The organism is Deltaproteobacteria bacterium (assembly GCA_016875395.1).
In the GTDB taxonomy this organism is placed as follows: Bacteria; Myxococcota_A; UBA9160; order UBA9160; family UBA6930; genus VGRF01.
This window is the reverse complement of record VGRF01000045.1, coordinates 1-18122: the sequence shown is the minus strand read 5'-3', so window position 1 is coordinate 18122 and position 18122 is coordinate 1. Positions and strand designations below refer to the sequence as shown.

The 18122-nt window shown below is 72.3% G+C and carries 17 protein-coding genes; 7 read left to right on the top strand and 10 right to left on the bottom strand.

Annotation, left to right across the window (positions count from 1 at the left end; translation table 11 throughout):
- From tgt to FJ091_21020, 3 genes are all read right to left on the bottom strand, one after another.
- Positions 1–811 (bottom strand): tRNA guanosine(34) transglycosylase Tgt (gene tgt / locus FJ091_21030; protein MBM4385839.1); only part of this gene is annotated, 811 nt, incomplete at its 3' end.
- Between the two features lie 20 nt (positions 812–831).
- Positions 832–1860, bottom strand: a complete 1029-nt coding sequence (queA, locus tag FJ091_21025; GenBank protein MBM4385838.1) for a tRNA preQ1(34) S-adenosylmethionine ribosyltransferase-isomerase QueA — start codon at positions 1858–1860, stop codon at positions 832–834.
- A complete protein-coding gene (locus FJ091_21020) occupies positions 1860–3086 on the bottom strand; it encodes a family 10 glycosylhydrolase (protein MBM4385837.1) in 1227 nt (408 codons plus the stop codon). Before FJ091_21020 ends, queA begins: the two co-directional genes overlap by 1 nt.
- Before the next feature lie 79 nt (positions 3087–3165).
- Here FJ091_21020 and FJ091_21015 point away from each other — a divergent pair, with 79 nt between their 5' ends.
- Together FJ091_21015 and FJ091_21010 are read left to right on the top strand one after the other, a co-directional pair.
- Positions 3166–5169, top strand: coding sequence for a lytic transglycosylase domain-containing protein (locus tag FJ091_21015; protein ID MBM4385836.1), 2004 nt, complete (start codon positions 3166–3168; stop codon positions 5167–5169).
- The gene (locus FJ091_21010; GenBank protein ID MBM4385835.1) at positions 5166–6092 is read left to right on the top strand and encodes a hypothetical protein; all 927 of its coding nucleotides are present in this window, start codon (positions 5166–5168) and stop codon (positions 6090–6092) included. Before FJ091_21015 ends, FJ091_21010 begins: the two co-directional genes overlap by 4 nt.
- Here the strand turns inward: FJ091_21010 and FJ091_21005 are convergent.
- The 6 genes from FJ091_21005 to mutL all read right to left on the bottom strand — a co-directional run bounded on the left by FJ091_21005 (position 6067) and on the right by mutL (position 13245).
- Entirely contained in the window at positions 6067–6711 is a 645-nt protein-coding gene (locus tag FJ091_21005) for an FYDLN acid domain-containing protein (GenBank protein ID MBM4385834.1), read from the bottom strand. The genes FJ091_21010 and FJ091_21005 overlap by 26 nt on opposite strands.
- Before the next feature lie 305 nt (positions 6712–7016).
- Positions 7017–8237, bottom strand: coding sequence for a glycosyltransferase family 4 protein (locus tag FJ091_21000; GenBank protein MBM4385833.1), 1221 nt, complete (start codon positions 8235–8237; stop codon positions 7017–7019).
- Positions 8238–8324: 87 nt separating this feature from the next.
- Positions 8325–9059 (bottom strand): hypothetical protein, encoded by a 735-nt coding sequence (locus FJ091_20995; protein MBM4385832.1) that lies wholly within the window; start codon positions 9057–9059, stop codon positions 8325–8327.
- 46 nt (positions 9060–9105) lie between these two features.
- Positions 9106–10455, bottom strand: a complete 1350-nt coding sequence (der, locus tag FJ091_20990; protein ID MBM4385831.1) for a ribosome biogenesis GTPase Der — start codon at positions 10453–10455, stop codon at positions 9106–9108.
- A 9-nt stretch (positions 10456–10464) separates the two neighbouring features.
- Positions 10465–11418 carry a tRNA (adenosine(37)-N6)-dimethylallyltransferase MiaA gene (gene miaA / locus FJ091_20985; GenBank protein MBM4385830.1) on the bottom strand — a complete coding sequence of 318 codons (954 nt, stop codon included), beginning with the start codon at positions 11416–11418 and terminating at the stop codon, positions 10465–10467.
- A gap of 48 nt (positions 11419–11466) precedes the next feature.
- Positions 11467–13245: a DNA mismatch repair endonuclease MutL gene (gene mutL, locus FJ091_20980; protein ID MBM4385829.1), complete on the bottom strand. Its 1779-nt coding sequence runs from the start codon at positions 13243–13245 to the stop codon at positions 11467–11469.
- 97 nt (positions 13246–13342) lie between these two features.
- Here mutL and FJ091_20975 point away from each other — a divergent pair, with 97 nt between their 5' ends.
- Positions 13343–14347, top strand: a complete 1005-nt coding sequence (locus tag FJ091_20975; protein MBM4385828.1) for a sigma-54-dependent Fis family transcriptional regulator — start codon at positions 13343–13345, stop codon at positions 14345–14347.
- A gap of 12 nt (positions 14348–14359) precedes the next feature.
- Here FJ091_20975 and FJ091_20970 read toward each other — a convergent pair whose 3' ends face one another.
- On the bottom strand, positions 14360–15730 hold the full coding sequence (locus FJ091_20970; protein MBM4385827.1) for a glucose-6-phosphate isomerase: 1371 nt from the start codon (positions 15728–15730) through the stop codon (positions 14360–14362).
- A gap of 34 nt (positions 15731–15764) precedes the next feature.
- Here FJ091_20970 and FJ091_20965 point away from each other — a divergent pair, with 34 nt between their 5' ends.
- Genes FJ091_20965 through FJ091_20950 form a run of 4 tightly spaced genes read left to right on the top strand, consistent with a single transcriptional unit; the run spans position 15765 to position 18033 of the window.
- Positions 15765–16565, top strand: coding sequence for a carbon-nitrogen hydrolase family protein (locus tag FJ091_20965; protein ID MBM4385826.1), 801 nt, complete (start codon positions 15765–15767; stop codon positions 16563–16565).
- 22 nt (positions 16566–16587) lie between these two features.
- Positions 16588–16956: an FHA domain-containing protein gene (locus FJ091_20960; GenBank protein ID MBM4385825.1), complete on the top strand. Its 369-nt coding sequence runs from the start codon at positions 16588–16590 to the stop codon at positions 16954–16956.
- A gap of 38 nt (positions 16957–16994) precedes the next feature.
- A complete protein-coding gene (locus tag FJ091_20955) occupies positions 16995–17357 on the top strand; it encodes a polysaccharide biosynthesis/export family protein (GenBank protein MBM4385824.1) in 363 nt (120 codons plus the stop codon).
- 13 nt (positions 17358–17370) lie between these two features.
- Entirely contained in the window at positions 17371–18033 is a 663-nt protein-coding gene (locus FJ091_20950; protein MBM4385823.1) for a hypothetical protein, read from the top strand.
- The last annotated feature ends 89 nt before the right edge of the window (positions 18034–18122 follow it).

The following is an 18122-nucleotide window of genomic DNA, read 5'->3' as shown; positions in this document are numbered from 1 at the left end:
TGGGCACGACGCAGTCGAACAGGTCGACCCCGAGGGCGATCGCGTTGACGATGTCCTCGGGCTTGCCGAGACCCATCAGGTATCGCGGCGGCGCGGCGGGGAGCTCGGCTTGCGTCTCGGCCACCAGCTCGAGCCGGCGCTCGGGCGCCTCGCCGAGCCCGAGGCCGCCGTGCGCGTAGCCCTCGAACGGCAACGCCGCGAGCGCACGCCCCGCACTACGGCGCAGGTCGCGGTGAGCGCCGCCCTGCGCGATGCCGAACAGCGACTGGTCCGCGTGCGAGCGGGCCGCGAGCCCGCGCTCGGCCCAGCGCAGGCTGCGCGCGAGCGCGCGTTCGGCGCGCGTGCGGTCGCCGTCTTCGATCGGGAGGCACTCGTCGAGCACCATCGCGATGTCGCTGCCGAGCGCTTCTTGGATGTGCACCGCGCCCTCGGGTGTGAGCAGCCTGCGGCGCCCGTCGAGCGGCGACGAGAACGTCACGCCCTCCTCGTCGATCTTGGCGCGATCTGCGAGAGAGGTGACCTGAAAGCCCCCGCTGTCGGTGAGCCACGGCCCACGCCAGCCCGTGAAGCCGTGCAGGCCGCCGGCCTTCGCGATCACGTCCTCGCCGGGCCGCTCGTGCAGATGAAACGTGTTGGTGAGGGCGATCTGAGCGCCGACTTCGACGAGGTCGCCCGCGTCGAGGCCGCGCACCGCGCCGTAGGTGGCGACGGGCATGAACGCCGGCGTCTCCACCACACCGTGGGCCGTCACGAGCAGTCCGCGGCGCGCGGCGCCGCCCTGCGCGGTGATCTGAAAACGTAATCGCGGCAAGGTGTTGTTCCGTGGCCTCTTCAGGAAAGCAGCATCGCGTCGCCGTACGAGTAGAAGCGATAGCCGAGCGCGACCGCCTCTCGATAGGCGGCGAGCACGGGCTCGCGGCCCGCGAAGGCGGCGACGAGCAGAAGCAGCGAGGAGCGCGGCAGGTGGAAATTCGTGAGCAGCGCGTCCACGACGCGGAACTGCGCACCCGGCGCGAGCAGCAGGCGCGTCTCACCCGCTCTCGCGATGACGCCGCCGCGCCCATCCGCGCAGCTCTCGAGCACGCGCGTCGAGGTGGTGCCGACCGCCACCACGCGCCCGCCGCGGCCGCGCGTCTCGCGGATCGCGCGAACGGTCTCTTCGCCGAGCTCGAAGCGCTCGGAGTGCAGCTCGCCTGCAGCGAGGTCTTCCTCGCGCAGCGGGCGGAACGTGCCGATGCCCACGTGCAGCACGACCTCCGCGGTGCGCACGCCGCGCGCGCGCAGCGCTGCGAGCAGTGCGTCGCTGAAGTGGAGCCCCGCGGTGGGCGCGGCCACCGAGCCAGGCGCCCGCGCGAACACGGTCTGGTAGCGCGCGACGTCGTCCGCATTCTCGCTCGCGCGCTTGATGTACGGCGGAAGCGGCATCTCGCCGAGCGCGTAGGGATCCGTGCCTGCAGCGAAGCGCAGCACGACGCGGCCGTCGCCTGACAACTCCGCGATCTCCGCATCCGCACTCGCCGCGGCGCGCGCGAAGCGCAGCTTCTGTCCCACGCGGAGCCGCCCGCGCGCGCGAACGAGCGCCTCGAAGGCGCCAGCCTCCTGCGCGGCGCCGAGCAGCAGCGCCTCCGCGCGGCCGCCGCCCGCCTTCTCGCCGCGAAGTCGCGCCGGCAGGACACGCGTCGCATTCAGCACGAGCAGGTCGTTCGGCCCGAGCAGCGCCGGCAGCTCGCGCACGTGACGGTGCGCGCGCGCGCCCGTCTTGCGGTCGAGCACGAGCAGCCGCGACGCGTCGCGCTCCGCGAGCGGCGCCTGCGCAATTCGTTCGGGCGGCAGCTCGTAGTCGTAGTCGGCGAGATCGATCACGGCGCTGGCGTGCGCGCCGCGCGCTCGGCGCTCACCAGCGCCTCGAGCAGCGGCGGGCTCTCGCGCAATGCATCCCACGAGAAGAGGGCGCTGCCGACGCCGGGCTCGTGCGCGACGCGTGCCACCTGCAACGACGCGCCAGCGGGATTGCTCGCGAAGAGCCACGAGCCGAGCCCGATCCAGACGCGGCGCTTCGGCACGAGAGCCGCGAGCGCCTCGACGCCGTAGTCGAAGCGCTTCGGGTCGCGCACGTAGTGCATCGGCACTGCGAAGTCGAGCGAGCCCGCGTCGAGCCAGCCGCGCCAGTCCTGCATGTCGACCGTGAGCGCGCGCTCTGGGTCCGGAATCACCGCGGCCGAGAGGACGACTCCGGGGCGCGCCGCGCGCGATGCCGCGGCGATGCGCGCGACGAGCGCGTCGAGCTGCCCGCGCCGCCAGCCGTCCCACGCGTCGGCGTTCGCGAGGCTCTCCCGGAAGGGCGCGGTGAGGCCGGTCTCGGCGTGAAAACGCGCGCGCGACGCCTCGCCGTAACCGAACGAGAGCCCGACCCCGAAGCGCGAGCCCGGCACGAACGGCAGCGCGTCGGCGTAGCGGATGTAGTCGAGGTGCACGCCCGCGAGGCCCGGGTACTTCGCGACGAGCTCACCCACGGTGGCCGCGAGCCGCTCCGCGACGCCAGGCGCCGCGGGGTCGAGCCAAATGCCCGGCGTGCCGAGGCGGTAGTACGTGCGATCGGGCGGCGGCACCTCGTACTCGGGGTAGTCGAGCAGCGAGCGGCCGTGCTGGTCGACGTGCACGGCGCCGCGCCCGAGCGCGACGAGGATGGGCGCCTGCGCGTTCGAGGCGAGGTTCAGCACGTTGAACCACGCGTGGACGCGCAGGCCCTCGGCGCGCGCGCTCGCGATCAGCGCGGCGAGCGGATCGCGGCCGCGGTTGTTACGGCGCGCGGCCGTGAAGGGCGCGCTGTCGGCCCAGCGCGAGTCGAACCAGGCGCGCCCGCCGCGATGCACCTGCACGAACAAATCCGTGACGCCGAGCGCGCGCGCGTCCGCGAGCAGCGTGGCGACGCGCTCGGGATTCTCGAGCACGCGCTGCGAGCCTTCGGCCAGCACCCAGAGACCGCGCGGCGCTTGCGGCTGCGCGGTCGCGCGTGCGGCGAACGCGAACGCGAGCGCGCACAGCGCGAGGCCGAGAACTCGCCGCGATGCACTGGCTTCTCTCACGGCGGCGCACCTTAGGCGTCGCGCGCGCGCGTTGACACCGCACGCTCGTTTTTCACACTCGCTCGCCTCGGGGGATCCAATGCGAAGCACGCTACGGCGCGCGGTCGTTTGCGCGGGACTGGTCGCGATCGCGCAGTTCGCTCGCGCGCAGGCGGAGCCCGCCGATCCGCGCGCGGCGGGACCCGCGCTGCGCGAGGCGCTCGCGCTGCTCGCGAGCGACCCGGCCCGCGGACGCGAGGCGCTCGCGGGAGTCGAGCAGCGCTTCCCGATCGTCGCCGACCACGCCGCGCATCAGGCGATCGCCTCGTTCGCGCGCGAGGCGAGTCATGCGGCCGTCGGCGAGCGCGCGGGCGCGTTCGCCGCCAGCTACGCGAGCTCGCCGCTGCTCGGGCGCGTCGCGCAGCTCGACGGCGAGGCCGCGCTCGCGCTCGGCAGCTTCACGCGCGCGGCGAATGCCTTCGCGGTCGCACGGAAACACGGGAGCGATGCGGAAGCGCGGGCTGCGCTCGCGCTCGCGGAGGCGCGCGCGCGGCAGGCCGGCGGGGAAGATGTGGCGGGAGCGCTGCTCGCGATTTGGCGAGACCGCGCCGCGACGAAAGCGGCGGCGGCGGCTCACGCGGAGCTGACGAAGCTCGCGGGCGGGCCGCAGCGCATCACCGCGGCGGACCACGCGGCGCGCTGTTGCAACTTGTTCCGCGCGTTCTGGAACGCCGAGGCGCTCGCGGCCTGCGACGCCGCGCTCGCGAGCGATGCGCTCGGGGCGAGGGCGCGCGCGGACCTGGCCGCGCTGCGCGCGGAGCTGCTGTTCCGCGACCGCCAGTACCCCGCCGCCGAGCGCGCCTTCGCGGCGCTGCCGGATTCGCGCGAGAACCGCTTCTGGCGCGCACGTGCGCTCGCGCGCAGCGGGCGGATCCCCGCGGCCAAGCGGGCGTTCGAGGCGCTCGGCGAAACGGGGGACAGCTGGGGCGCGCGCGCGCTGTTCCTCGCGGGCACGCTCTACGAGGACGACGACGCCGCGACCGCGCGCACGCGCTACGAGCAGGCGCTCGCCAGAGCCAAGACCGCAGAGCTGCGCATCGAGGCGCGCTGGCGGCTGGCGTGGCGAGCGACCTTGGAGAAGCGCTGGAGCGACGCCGCCAGCGGGCTCGCCGCGCTCGCGCGCGACACGGCGGACCCGATCGAGGCGCTGCGCGCGCGCTACTGGGAGGCGCGCGCGCTCCACGCCGTCGGCGACGCGCGCGGCGACACGCGCCTGGCGACGCTCGCGCGCGACTGGCGCTTCACTTATTACGGACAAGAGGCCGCGGCGCGCGCGAACGGCGCGCAGCCGGAGCGCGCCGGTGAAGCGCCGTCGCTCGGTCCGGAGCCGCGCGGCGAGCCGCTGCCCGCAGCAGCGCTGCTGCGCACGCGCATCCTCCTCGAAGCGGGCCTGCGCGAGGAAGCGGGCGCCGAAGCACGCGCCCTCGCTCCGCGCGCTCGGCTGCGCGAAGACCGCCTCGCGCTCGCGTCGCTGCTGCAGGACGCCGGCGAGTTCGGCGCGGCGCAGCGCGTCGTGCTCGACGCCTACGGACTCGAGCTCGCAGCCGGCCCGCCATCGGGCGAGGCGGATCTGTGGTGGGCGGCGTATCCACGCGCGTTCCCCGCCGACGTCGAGCGCGCGGCAGCCGCTGCGGGAATCCCGCCCGAGTTGTTGTTTGCGGTGATGCGCGAAGAGTCGGGCTTCGATCCGAAGGCGCTCTCGGTCGTGGGCGCGCGCGGACTCGTGCAGATCATGCCCGACACCGGGCGCAAGCTCGCCGCGCGCCTCGGCAGCGCGAGCTTCGATCCCGACGAGCTGTTCGTGCCGGCTCGCAACCTGGAGCTCGCCGCGGCCTATCTCGCGGAGCTGCTCGCGCGCTTCGGCGGCAACGCCTCCGCGGCGATCGCGTCGTACAACGCGGGGCCCGAGGCGGTCGAGCGCTGGCGGTCGCAGCTCGGGCACCTCGAGCAAGATGCCTGGATCGAGGCGATCGCGTACGACCAAACGCGCAGCTACGTGAAGCGCGTGCTGCGCAGCTACCGGATTTATCAGGCGCTGTATTGAGCGCGCGGGGCGCGAAGCGCTGGGACGTGCTCGGCGTCGGGCAGTGCGCGCTCGACGAGGTCGCGCGCGTCGACGAGTCGCCAGCGCGCGGCGAGAAGGCGCGCATGCGCGAGCGCGTGGCGCTGCCCGGCGGCCAGATCGCGACGGCGACGCTCGCGTGCGCGCGGCTCGGTCACAGCGCCGCGCTCGTGAGCAGCACGGGCGACGACGCGGCTGCAGAGATCGTGCTCGCACCGCTGCGCGCGGCGCGCGTCGACGTATCGCGGGTGCACCGCGTTGCGGGCGCGCGCACCCAAGGCGCGTGGATCTGGGTCGATGCGCGGGGCGAGCGCACCGTGCTGTGGGAGCGCGACGCGAAGCTCTCGCTTCCGCAGGACGCCGTCGCGCGGGAGGAGGTCGCCGCCTCGCGCGTCGTGCTGCTCGACGCCGGCGATCTCTCACTCGCGCTCCGCGTCGCCGCGCTCGCGCGCGAGGCAGAGATCCCGTGCGTCCTCGATGCGGACACGCCGGCGCCCGGGATCGAGGCGCTGCTCGTGCAGGCCTCACATCCCGTGATCTCGGAAGGGCTCGCGCAGGGGCTGTTCGGCTCTCCCGAGCGGGCGGTGCGCGAGCTCGCCCGAGGCGGCGCGCGCCTCCCTGTCGTCACGCGCGGGAGCGCGGGCGCCGTCGCCTGGCTGCGCGGGGAAGTCGTGGAGACGCCCGCGTTCGAGATCGCGGCAGTCGACACCACGGGCGCGGGCGATGCGTTTCACGCCGGCGTCGCGCATGCGCTGCTCAGCGGCCTCGCTGGCGAGGAGATGCTGCGAACGGCGCACGCGCTGGCTGCCTGCGCGTGCCTCGCGCTCGGCGCACAGGGCGGGCTGCCGGACGCGGCGCGCCTGCGCGAGTTCCTCGCGACTACTCCTCTTCGACCTCTGCGCTGAAGTCGCCGCCTTCGCCGAGCCCCGCCGGCTCTTCGAGCGACTCGATGTCGATCTCGGCCGCTTCCGCGGGCTCTTCGGCGTCGGTATCCGGAGCGACGCCGAACTCATCGGGCTCCGGCGCTGCGACCTCGTCGTCGTCGAGGAAGCGCGACATCGGCGCCATCGAGGGGCGCTTCGGTTGCGAAGGCGCCGTGGATGCCTCCGCGACGACCGGCGGGCGGTCGCGCTGATCGGCCTCGCACTTCGGGCACACCGGGACGTCTTTGCCGAGGTCGTAGAACTTCACGCCGCAGTTGAAGCACGCCCATTTGTGCCCGAGGCCCGGCTTCGCGACGCCGGTGGGCGTTACGGCGGGCTTCTTCTTCGCGGGCGGCGAGGCGACCTTCGGCTGCTTGGCCTTCTTCGGCGCTGCCTTGTTGGTCGGCTTCGGTGCGGCGGCTCGCGGCCCCACGGGCTTCGCTTTCTTCGCCTTGGGAGCAGGGGGCGCAGCTTTCTTCGACGGCAACTTCTTCTCCGGCTTCTTGGCTCTCGCCTTCGCGGCCGCGGGCTTCGGCTTCGCCTTGGCGACGGCCTTCTTCGCCGCGCTCTTGGCTGGCTTCGCAGGCTTCTTCTTGGCCATGGCTCGCATCCCTCCGCGGTCATCGGGGCGCAAAGAACGGGCGGCGATTAGCACAGCGAGTCGAACGAGGGGAGCCAGGAAACGCTGCGCGTGCGCGGATTCAAAGGCGTTCCTGCGAGCGGCGCATTTGCGCGGGCAGAGCGGTCCGCGCGATTCAGGACATCGCCGATCTATTTGACATAATCATCCTTATCGGACCAGAACGAATGCAGGCGCAGCGTGCCTCGCCGAGCCGTGCGTCGCGGCGAGCTCGTGGCGCCGCCCTGTTGTGAAGCGACGACGCGAGCAGTCGAGCAGCGCGCATCTCACGTCGGTGCGGCGGAGGCCAGCGCGCCCGGCTTGCGCTCGGTGTCGTGCAGTTCCTCCGGCTCGCCGAACGCGCGCGTCAGCCGGCGCAGGTTGATCTCGAGAGCGAATTCCTCGACGACGCGCTCGCGCCCGCGCGCGGCAAGTCGGCCCGCCAGCGCGCGATCCGTGAGAACCCGCTCGATCGCAGCCGCGAGCGCGGCGGAATCGTCCGAGGGGACCAGCAGGCCCGTGTCGCCATCGGTGATCAGTTCTCGGATCGCGGGCAGATCACCCGACACCACGGGTGTTCCACAGGCCATGGCCTCCATGAGCACGACGGGAATGCCGTCGCGATCTCCGGAGTCGTCGATGCGGCACGGCAGGACGAACAGATCCGCGTCGCGAAGCATCCGGCGCACGTCCTCGTTCGTCGCCGCCCCGAGTAGCTCGATGTTCTTTGGAGCGCCGAGCGAGCGCCAGCGTGCCGTGAGCGCCTCGCGCTCGGGTCCGTCGCCCGCAATGCGGATGACGAGGTCGCGGTGCCGCTCGAGCAGAGCCGGAGCCGCGTCGAGCAAGAGGTCGAACCCTTTCTTTGGAACGAGGCGACCGACTGCGACGATCTGCCGGCGCCCGTCCGTTCGTCGCGACTCGCCGCGCGGCGCGAACCGCTCGATGTCCACGCCGCAGCGGATCACCGGCAGTCGATCGACGCTCAACCGATCGATGGACTGATAGAACGCGCGGTGCCACTCGCTGATGCAGGCGCAGAACGCCGCCCGCCGAAGCTTCTCTCGCAGCAGCGAGCCGTCGCGGAACAGGTCCACCGCGTGGCCGGTGAAACTGAACGGCAGGCCGAGGTGGCGAGCGAGGATCATCGCGATCGTCGTCGGCACGTGCGCCATGTGCGCGTGAATGCGCGAAACGTCGAGCCGCCGCACCTCGTCGGCGATCCCCAGCGCGGCCAGCGTCTGCCAGATCACCTTCGGGCGCCCGGCGAGCGACACATCGGAGCCGAACAGCGAAAGTCGCAGTCCATCTAGCAGAGTGCTCGACGCTCGCAGGGGATGGCGAAGCCACTCCGCGATGGCGCGGCCGACGACGCCCGGGCGGTACGCCACGATCGCCTCATCCGCGAGCGCATCGAGCGCCGCCTCGCCGAGGTCGCGCTGCGGCGGGTGAACGCTCGCCACCGCCACCCGCCATCCCCGGTCGCGCAGGCCGAACACCTCGCGATACACGAACGTCTCCGATCGCGTCGGAAGCGTGCCGCCGAGATAGAGCGCCGATCGCTTCATGCGGGCTGAGCTCCCCGCCGCGCCGTCGATTCACTCGGCCCCGGCGAGCAGCGCCTGCATCCGCGCCTTCACGTGCGCGGGAATCGCGTCGACCCCGAGCTCCTCGGCGCGGCGATACAGCGCGACCGCCCTCTCGCGCTCGCCCAAGTCGGCAAGCACGCGGGCCGCGTCGGCGAGCATCAGCGCCTGTCCGGGCGAGTCGATCTCGCTGGCTTCCTCGAGCGCCGCGGCCGCGGCCTTCAGCTCGCCCTTGCTCTCGAGCTCGACCGCGAAGCGCGCGAGCGCGAGCGCGCGCACCGCGGTTCCGCGCGGCGCGTTCTCGGCCGCTTGCTTGCGGGCGTCGAACGCGGACTGCGCTTCGCCGTTCTTCTCGAGTAGCGCCGCAGCCTGGAGTCGGCCCTCGGCCGCAGCAGCCGTTCCCTCGTGAGCGCTCGCCGCAGCGAGCAGCTTGGTCGCGTACTCGGCGCGCGTCTGGCGCCCGAGCTCGGGGTTCGCGGGCTCGGGCGCCTCTGCGGCGCCGGGCGACGCGCCCATCGCCGTGAGGTAGGCGCTGAAGACACCGGCAACCTCGGCCTGCGCTTTCTGCGCGCTGCGCTCGCGGAGGCTCGTGACGATCCCGAGCGCGAGCCCGAGCAGCAGCACGGCGCCGATCGTGATCGCGACGAGCGTCCCGTTGTGGTTGATCCACGCAGCCGCGCGCTCGAAGACGGAGTCGATCTCGCCAACGAGCTCGGTGGGCGGATTCGGCAGATTGCGGCTCGCCACGCGCGTTCTCCTAAGAAAAGCGGCGCAGTCTATCCGCCGCGTTTGCCTACGTCTCTCGTTCGGCGTGGCGTTTTCGGAGGCGCAGGCGCACGGGCACGCCAGCGAAGCCGAAGTCCTCGCGCAGGCGGTTTTCGAGGAAGCGCCGGTACGAGTCGAGCACTTCGCGCGGCTCGGTGCAGAACAGCACGAAGGTCGGCGGACGCGTGCCTGCCTGCGTGGCGTAGAAGAACTTGATCGGGCGCTTGCGCGTTCCGCGCTGCGCCATCGATGGCTCGTGGCGGCGCACGGCGTCCTGCAGCCAGCGATTCAGCGCCGAGGTCGGGATCTCCTGCGCAGCCGCTTCCGCGACTTTCGCTGCGAGGGGAAGAATGCGCCCCGTGTTCTTTCCGGTCTTCGCGGAAACCTCGAGCACCGGGACGTCGGAGACCGGCCGCAGCCGCCGCTCGATCCCGTCGCGCGCGCGCTTGGCCGCGTCCTCGCCGCCGACGCGATCCCACTTGTTCGCCAGGAGCAAGCACGGGCGCCCGCGCTCGCGCACGAGCATCAAGACGCGCGCGTCTTGGTCGGTGAAACCCTCGCTGGCATCGAGCAGCACGAGCGCGACATCGGCGTCCTCGATCGCGCGCACGGCCATGAGCGCGCTGCCGCGCTCGACCAGGCGATCGCGCCGGCCCGCGCGCCGCATGCCCGCGGTATCGACGAACACGTAGGAGCGCCCATCGCGCTCGACGCTCACGTCGATCGCGTCGCGCGTGGTGCCGCCTTCGCTCGATACGACGACGCGCGTCTCGCCGGCGAGCTGATTCAGCAGCGAGCTCTTGCCCACGTTCGGGCGCCCGACGATCGCGACGCGCAGCGGACGCTCGGCGAGCGGCGCCTCTGGCGCCTGCTCGGCCGGCGGCGGCAGCTTCGCGACGATCTCTTCGAGCACATCCCACGCGCCCGAGCCGTGCTCCGCCGAGATCGCGCGCACGGGCTCGAGGCCGAGCGCGTGGAACTCGAGCATGCGCGGCGCGTGGCGCGGCGCATCGATCTTGTTGACCGCGAGCGCAACGGGCCGCTTCGTTCGCCGTAACAAGTCGGCGATCTCGTGCTCCTGCGGCACGAGGCCCGCCTGGCCGTCCGTCACGAACAGAATCGCGTCGGCCGCTTCCACCGCGGCGCGCGCCTGCTCCTGCACCGCCGCGTCGATCTCGCTGTCGGCGTCCGCGTCGAGCCCCGCGGTGTCGACCAGCAGGATGCTGCGGCCGCGCACCGAGACCTCCGCCGCGAGGCGGTCGCGCGTGACGCCTGGCGTGTCGTCGACCAGCGCGCGGCGCGAGCCCGTCAGCCGGTTGAAGAGCGTGGATTTGCCGACGTTCGGGCGGCCCACGATCGCGACGAGCGGGAGACGCATATCGCGAGCTCAGGCCGCGGCGCGAGCAGCGAGGAAGGCTTCGATGCGCGCCGCAAGTGCGTCCGGCTTCGCGGGGTCGAACCACTCGACGCCCGCCTCGCCCCGCAGCCACGTGCGCTGCCGCCGCGCGAACTGCCGCGTGTCGCGCTTCAGCGCCTCGAGCACGTTCGCGAGGGTCTCGAGGCCGTCGATCACGGGCTGCATGTGCCGGTACCCAATCGCCTTCATCGACGCGAGCTTGGGCCCGTAGCCCGCGTCGCGCAGCCGCCGCACCTCCTGCAGCAGCCCGCCGGCGACCATCGCTTCGCAGCGGCGATCGATGCGCTCGGCGAGCGCCTCGCGGCCCGGATCGAGCGCGAGGTAGAGCGCGTGGTAGCGCGGGCGCGGGACCTGCTCGCGGCGCAGCTGCGACGGCGCGCGCCCGCTCGCCGCGTGAATCTCGAGCGCGCGGATGATCCGCACGAGATCGTTGGGGTGAAGGCGCGCTGCGCTCTCGCGATCGACCTCGGCGAGGCGGCGGTGGAGACGCGTCGGGTCGCCTGTCGCGACCGCGCGCGCGTGCTCGGCTTCGAGCGAAGCCCGAAACTCGGCGTCGCGCCCTACTCCGGTTGTTAGGCCCGTGAGCAGCGCGCGGATGTAGAGCCCGGTACCGCCGACGAGGAACGGCAGCGCCCCGCGCGCGCGGATCGCCGCGACCGCAGCGCTGGCGTCCGCGGCGAAGCGCGACGCGTTGTAGAGCTCGTCGGGCGCCACGATGTCGAGCAAGTGATGCGGCACCCGCGCGCGCTCGGCGGCGCTCGGCTTCGCGGTGCCGATGTCCATGCCCTGATAGACCTGCATCGAATCGGCGTTCACGATCTCGCCGCCGAAGCGCACGGCCAGCTCGATCGCGAGCGCAGTCTTCCCCGACGCGGTGGGGCCGCTGATCACGATCACGGGCTCGCGCTCGCTCGGGGACGACATGGGCGCGGCAACGTAGGCGCTGACCTCGCCGGTGTCGCCGCCGGTCCGCTAGACGCGCCCGAATCGCCGCTCGATCTCGCGCTTCGAGAGCGGCGTCGCGACGGGCCGGCCATGCGGGCACGTGGGCGCCCACGGAATCGTGTCGAGCTCGCGCATCAGCGCGCGCAGCTCGGCGTCGGGCAGGACGTCGCCCCCGCGGCGTGCGGCGTGGCAGGCGACCGTCGCGAAGAAGCGGTCCGCCGCGTCGAGCGGCCGCGCGCTGCGGCTCTCCCCTTCGGACGCGAGCTGCTCGGCGAGCTCCCGTAACAACGGCAGCGGATCGCGGTCCGCGAACAGCTCCGGCACCGAGCGCAGCACGACGCTGCGTTCCCCGAACGCCTCCACCTCGAAGCCGAGCTGCGCGAGCCAGGCGCCGTTGCGGTCGCACGCCGCGACCGCCGCTGGAGCGAGCTCGCACGTCGCGGGCACGAGCAGCGCCTGACGCGGCGTCTTGCCCTCGAGCCAGCTCGCGCGCAGTCGCTCGTACAGCACGCGCTCGTGCGCAGCGTGTTGGTCGACGAGCAGCAGTCCGTCGCGGCCCTCGAGCAGCACGTACGTCCCTAACAATTGACCGATCACGCGGAGCTCGCCGAAGCGCGGCGCTTCGTGGCTACGAGAGTGCGTCGTGGACTCGTTCGCCGTCGTCGACGAGGCGACGAGCGGCGCTGTCGGCCGCGCGCCCGCGAACGCCCAGTCGCCGACGCTGGGCTCGCGCGCGAGCTCGGGGAAAACGCGCGGCGCCGAGCCGGCAGCGAGTGGCTGCGCGGGGCGCAGACTCGCGCCCAGCCAACTGCGCTGCGCGAGGGCATCGCGCAGCGTCCGCTCGAGCAGGCGATACACGGCCTGCGGGTCCGCGAAACGCACCTCCCACTTCGCGGGGTGCACGTTCACGTCGACGCCGCCGGCGGCCACGCTCAGGAAGAGCACCGCGCTCGGGAAACGCCCGCGCGGCAGCACGTCGCGATACACCTGGAGCAGCGCGTGCCGTAACAAGCGGTCGCGCACGGGGCGGCCGTTCACGAACACGTGGATGTTGCCGGTCGTCGCGCGGTGCGCCTCGGGGCGCGACACGAACGCGCGCAGCGCGAGCGGGCCCGCGTCGTGCTCGGCGGCGACGAGCGCCGCCGCATCCTCTTCGCCGAGCACCGCGGCGATGCGCTCGACGGGATCCGCGACCGCGGGCCAGCTGAGCGAGGGGTGGTCGTCGCGCACGACGTCGAAGTGCACCTGCGGCAGCGCGAGCGCGGCGCGGCCGAGCCAGTCGCTCACGTGCCCCCACTCGGTCGCTGCGGACTTCAGGAACTTTCGCCGCGCCGGCACGTTCGCGAACAAGTCGGCGACCTCGATGCGCGTGCCCTCGCTCGTGCCGACCACGCGCTCGGCGACGAGAACGCCGCCCTCGATGTCGATCTCGACGCCGGCGTCGGCGCCGCGCGCGCGCGTGCGCAGCCGGAAGCGCGAGACGGAAGCGATCGCCGGCAACGCCTCACCGCGAAAGCCGAAGCTCGCGATCGACTCGAGATCCGCGAGACCGCGCAGCTTGCTCGTGGCGTGGCGCTCGAGCGCGAGGCGCGCCTCGTCGGGCGTCATGCCGATGCCGTCGTCGGTCACCGCGATCAGATCGCGGCCGCCGCCGCGCAGCTCGATTCGCAGTCGCGATGCGCCGGCGTCGACGGCGTTCTCGACCAACTCCTTCACCACGGAGGCGGGCCGCTCGACGACCTCCCCTGCCGCGATCTGGTCGATCACCTCACTCGGGAGCCGCTCGATTCGCGGCCTCGTCGTCATCGCCCGCGCTGCTCCTGAGCTTGTTCCGATCCGCAGGAGATTGACAAACCCAGCGAATTATCAATCATTTTTCGATGCCCCCGCGAGGAGTCCCTGAATGAGCGCGAGCGAGTTATCGGAGCGGGCCGACGGAACCCCGACGCGCGCGAGCGAGACGCGGCTCGCCTCACAGCCTACGGCCTCCGCAGCGACGGGGAAACGCCGCGAGGATGCGATCGTGGGCGCGAGCGAGGCGACGCGGCGCTTGATCGCGCAGGCGACCGCGGCCGCGCGCTCCGACATGCCGGTGTGGCTGACGGGGCCCCCGGGCAGCGACCGCGATGGCGCAGCGCGCGCGATCCATGCTTGGGGCCCGCGCGCCCGCGCGGAGTTCTCCCTGCTCGTGTGCAGCGCGATGCCCGAAGCGCTCCAAGAGCGCTCGCTGGTCGGCTGCGCGGCGGGCCACTACCCCGCGATTCCGGGCACCCACGTCGGCGCGCTCGAGCGCGCAGCGGGCGGCACGATCTTCATCGATGGCGTCGAAGCGCTGCGCCCTGCGGTCCGCGACATGCTGTTGCACGCCGTCTCGCTGCGGCGCTTCCGGCGCGAGGGGGAGAGCGGGGATCGCGCGCTCGCCGCGCGGGTGGTGCTCGGCAGCGACGGAGCCCCCACGTCGCCGTTCATGCAGGTCCCGCATCACGAGATCCGCCTCACGCCGCTCGCCGAGCGCCGCGAGGACGTGCTCGCGCTCGCGGCGCACTATCTGCGCACCTTCTCGGACGAGGCCGGCGCCCGCGCGGTGGGATTCACCGCCGACGCGCGCGATGCGCTGCTCGAGGAGGCGTGGAGCGGCGACGCGCTCGAGCTGCGTGCGCGCATCCGCGAGGCCGTGCGCCTGAACGGCGACGGCGCGATCACCGCAGAGGCGCTGCTGCTCGCGCGCGACAAGGCGCCGTCGTTCAAGGAGGCGAAGCGCGCCTTCGAGCGCCGCTACGTCTCGGTGTTGTTACGGCGCTGCGACGGCAACATCAGCCGCGCCGCGCGCCTCGCGCGCAAGGACCGCAAGGATTTCTACGACGTGCTGCGGCGCACGGGGCTCGACCCCTCTCAGTTCCGCGACTGACGCTGCCTGCGCTCAGACTCGCCAGCTCGGCAGCGGTCTCGCCTCGAGCTCGGCGCGGCGCTGTTCGTACCCCGCGCGCCCGATCAGCGCGAAGGCAGCGACCTTCCCCGCCTCGACGCCGGGCTGGTCGTAGGCGTCGATGCCGTAAAGCTCGCCCTGATAAGCGGTCTGCAGCATCAACGCGAGCAGCATCTGCCCGAGCGTGTGCGCGCTGAGCTGCGGCAGCTCCCACGTGAGGCTCGGGCGCCCTGCCTCGGCGAGCGCCACGCGCGTGCCGTCGGCCTCCGCCCGTAACAAGCGCCCGAGCTCGACGCCGCGCAGGTAGGCGGCGGGCGCGCCGCCGGGAACCGGCACGCGCCGCTGCGTCCTCCCGACGCGCACGAACGCGACGAGCTTGTCCGCGGGACCCTCCACGAAAAGCTGCACCTGGGAGTGCTGGTCGGTCGAGCCCCGCGCGGGCAGCGGCGTCGGACCGACGTTGCGACCGCCCGCGCGCTGCTTCTTGCCGAGGCTCTCACCGAGCAGCTGCACGCTCCAGCGCGAGAGCGGCTCGAGCGCGTCCGCATACGGCATCACCGCGAGCACGGGTTTGCCGCGCTGTTCGGCCAGCAGCGTCGTGACGGCTGCGGCGAGCGCGGAGGGGTTCGCATCGAGCGGCGACGCGGTGACGCGTGCGGCGAAGTGACGCGCGCCGCGCACCACGGCGGCTACGTCCACGCCGGCAACCGCGGGCGTGAGCAGGCCACTCGCGGTGAACGCCGAGAAGCGCCCGCCGACGCTCTCGGGGAACTCGACGATCGCGAGTCCTTCTCGCTCGGCGTACTCGCGCAGCGCGCCCTTCCCGGTGGTCACGACGCAGCGCTCACGCAGGTTCTTCGCGCTCGCGAGTGTGCTGCGCAGGATCTGGAAGCCCGCCGCAGTTTCGACGGTGCCGCCGGACTTCGAGACGACGTGCAGCAGCGCCTTGCGGCGCGCGAGCAGCTCGCAGAGCGCCCCTAACGAGTCGGGGTCGACGTTGTCGACGAAGTGCACGCGCGGACCGGAGCGCGCGCGATCGGGCCACAGGTTGTGGAACGGGCGTCCGAGCGCGCGCAGCAGCGTCTCGGCACCGAGCGCGGAGCCGCCGATGCCTACGTGCACCACGTCCGTGAACTTCGCCGCGCGCAGCCGCTTCGCGGTGGCGACCGTTTCGCGCAAGAGATCGTTGCGGGCGAGCGTCGCGAGAAACCCGGAAGGCGCGGCAGGCCCGAGCAGCGCTGGAAGCACGGCCGCGAGCTTGGGGAGCGCCGCGAGCACCTCCTCGCGCGTGACCCCGTGCTCGTGCGCGAGCGGGGGCGCGAGCGCGGCGCCGAGCTCGAGGCGAAGGTCGCGATCGCGTGCCATGTAGAACTCCTCCGCTCGCGCTTATGATGCTCGCATGCGTGCGGGCTTGATCCAGATGCGCTCCATCGACGACGTCGCGGCCAATCTCGCGGCGACGCGCGAGCTCGTCGCGGAGGCCGCGCGCGGCGGCGCCGAGCTGGCGCTCCTCCCTGAGAACTTCGCGTTCATGCGCAGCGAAGGCCTCGCGATTCCGTGCGCGCAGGGCCTCGACGGCGAGATCGTGGGAACGCTGCGCGAGCTGGCGCGGGCGCACGGCCTCTGGATCGTCGGGGGCACGTTCCCAGAGCTCTCCTCCGATGGTCGCGTCCACAACACGAGCACGCTGATCTCCGCGAGCGGCGACATCGCGGCGGTGTATCGGAAGATTCACCTGTTCGACGTAGACCTGCGCGCGCAAGGCGGCGCCGAGTTCCGCGAGTCGGCGAGCATCGCGCCGGGCAAGGAGGTGGTCGTGGCGCGCACGCCCTTCGGCGTGCTCGGCATGTCGGTTTGTTACGACCTGCGCTTCCCCGAGCTCTATCGCCGCCACGCGGATGCCGGGGCGCGCTTTCTCGCGGTGCCGAGCGCGTTCGCGAAGGAGACCGGGCGCGATCACTGGGAAGTGCTGCTGCGTGCGCGGGCGATCGAGAATCAGTGCTTCGTGTTCGCGCCTGCGCAGTGGGGCCAGCACACCCCTGCGCGCGCGAGCCACGGGCGCAGCCTCGCGATCGATCCGTGGGGCGTCGTGCTGGCGGTCGCGCCGGACCGCCCTTGCGCGGTAGTCGTCGACTGCGACCTCGCGCAGCAGGACCACATCCGCGCGAGCCTTCCAGCGCTGCGCCACCGCCAGCTGTAGGCGCTGGCGCAAGCCCTCAAGCGTGCGCAACTTCACGCCGAAGAGGGTCTCGCAGCGGGGGGCCCGGGTGTCAGAGCGAACGCAGCGGCGCGGTCACGCGCGCCTCGAGATCCGCAATGGCGGATTTGAGGGCTTGACCTACGAGATCGACGCCCTCGAGACGCTGATCGGGCGGAATCCCACCACCGACATCACGCTGCTCGACGAAGGCATCAGCCGCGAGCACGCGATCATCCAGTTCGACCCCGACAGTGGCGAATACACGGTGGAGGACCTGCAGTCCACCAACGGCACGAAAGTGAACGGCAAGCGAGTGCGCAGCAGCGTGCTGAAATCCGGGGACGAGGTTCAGATCGGCCACACGCGTTTTCAGTTCTTGATTGGCGAGTAGCCGGTACGCTCGCCCCGGTATCGCCCAGGAGGCTCTCGATGCTCCGCTTTTCACAGGCTCTCGCGCTCGCTGGCTGCGCGCTCGCATTCGCCGCGGGCTGCGCGTCGACGCCCACGGTGAATCCGCCTCCGGCTCCCGAGACGCTGCCGTACCGCGTCGGTCCGCCCGACCGTCTCGACATCACGATCCTGCCCGACCCGCAGATCGTGCGCGCGGCGACGGTGCGACCAGACGGCATGATCTCGATCGATCTCGTCGGCGACATCCCGGCGGCCGGCCGCACCACTACGGAGATCGCCGCCGACATCGAGTCCCGCATCTCGCGCTTCAAGCGCGACGCTTCGGTGAACGTTTCGCTCGGCTCCTCGCTCAGCACCGAGATCACTCGTCGACGCGGATGATGCGGATGTCGTCTTGATCGGAGAGCACGGGAGCCACGAACGCGACGGGGATGCTGGGCATGGGCGCGCAGCTGGCGACCGCGAGCCGACGCGCGACGCGCGACGCGGCGTCGTCGATCCCCTCGCCTACTTCGTCGGCCCCTCGCTCGTCGAGCTCGACGCGCGTCGCGACGCGCTCGACGTCGCCGAGATCGAGCCCTTCATCGACCGGACGCGCAGCCGGGTGCGCTCGAACACGGGCGACATCGAGCTGGATTGGGCTCGCGGCGTGCTCACCGTGAGCACCCCGCGCTCGCGAGGTGTCGCCGGTGCGCTCGCGGCGCGGTCGCCGTTCGTCCTCGGCGAGGTCACGATCGAGGCAAAGTCGCCGTACGGCTCGGTGATCGTGACCGCCCTCGACGACGCACCGCTCGCGCAGTCGAGGCAAACCGCACGGCGCTGCCATCGCTCGACAAGGACACGTACGAAAAGTACTATGCGGCGACCGGTCGCTCGAAGGCGTATGTCGCGAGAGCTGGATTGCCCTATAGGCGACGAAACGGTCCGGCGGTGCTGGATTTGTCATAACGCTCATTCGAGATTCTGGCGAGTTCGTCGAGCGCAGGTTCCAGTTCGATTGGGCCCGAAGGCAGGCGCGGTGACCTGCTGGCCGATTCTCGGACCGACTGATTCTTGAGAGAGAATGGCTTCCGACGGAAAGGAAGCCCCCATGAAGAAGAGTCGGTTTACGGAAGAGCAGATGGTGAAGATTCTGCGCGAGGCGGA

Coding starts and splice junctions, on each gene's coding strand:
- FJ091_21015 (MBM4385836.1), top strand. CDS start 3,166: ATGCGAAGCACGCTACGGCGCGCGGTCGTTTGCGCGGGACTGGTCGCG.
- miaA (MBM4385830.1), bottom strand. CDS start 11,418: ATGTCGTCCCCGAGCGAGCGCGAGCCCGTGATCGTGATCAGCGGCCCC.
- FJ091_20970 (MBM4385827.1), bottom strand. CDS start 15,730: ATGGCACGCGATCGCGACCTTCGCCTCGAGCTCGGCGCCGCGCTCGCG.
- mutL (MBM4385829.1), bottom strand. CDS start 13,245: ATGACGACGAGGCCGCGAATCGAGCGGCTCCCGAGTGAGGTGATCGAC.
- FJ091_20975 (MBM4385828.1), top strand. CDS start 13,343: ATGAGCGCGAGCGAGTTATCGGAGCGGGCCGACGGAACCCCGACGCGC.
- FJ091_21005 (MBM4385834.1), bottom strand. CDS start 6,711: ATGGCCAAGAAGAAGCCTGCGAAGCCAGCCAAGAGCGCGGCGAAGAAG.
- der (MBM4385831.1), bottom strand. CDS start 10,455: ATGCGTCTCCCGCTCGTCGCGATCGTGGGCCGCCCGAACGTCGGCAAA.
- FJ091_20955 (MBM4385824.1), top strand. CDS start 16,995: ATGCTCCGCTTTTCACAGGCTCTCGCGCTCGCTGGCTGCGCGCTCGCA.
- FJ091_20965 (MBM4385826.1), top strand. CDS start 15,765: ATGCGTGCGGGCTTGATCCAGATGCGCTCCATCGACGACGTCGCGGCC.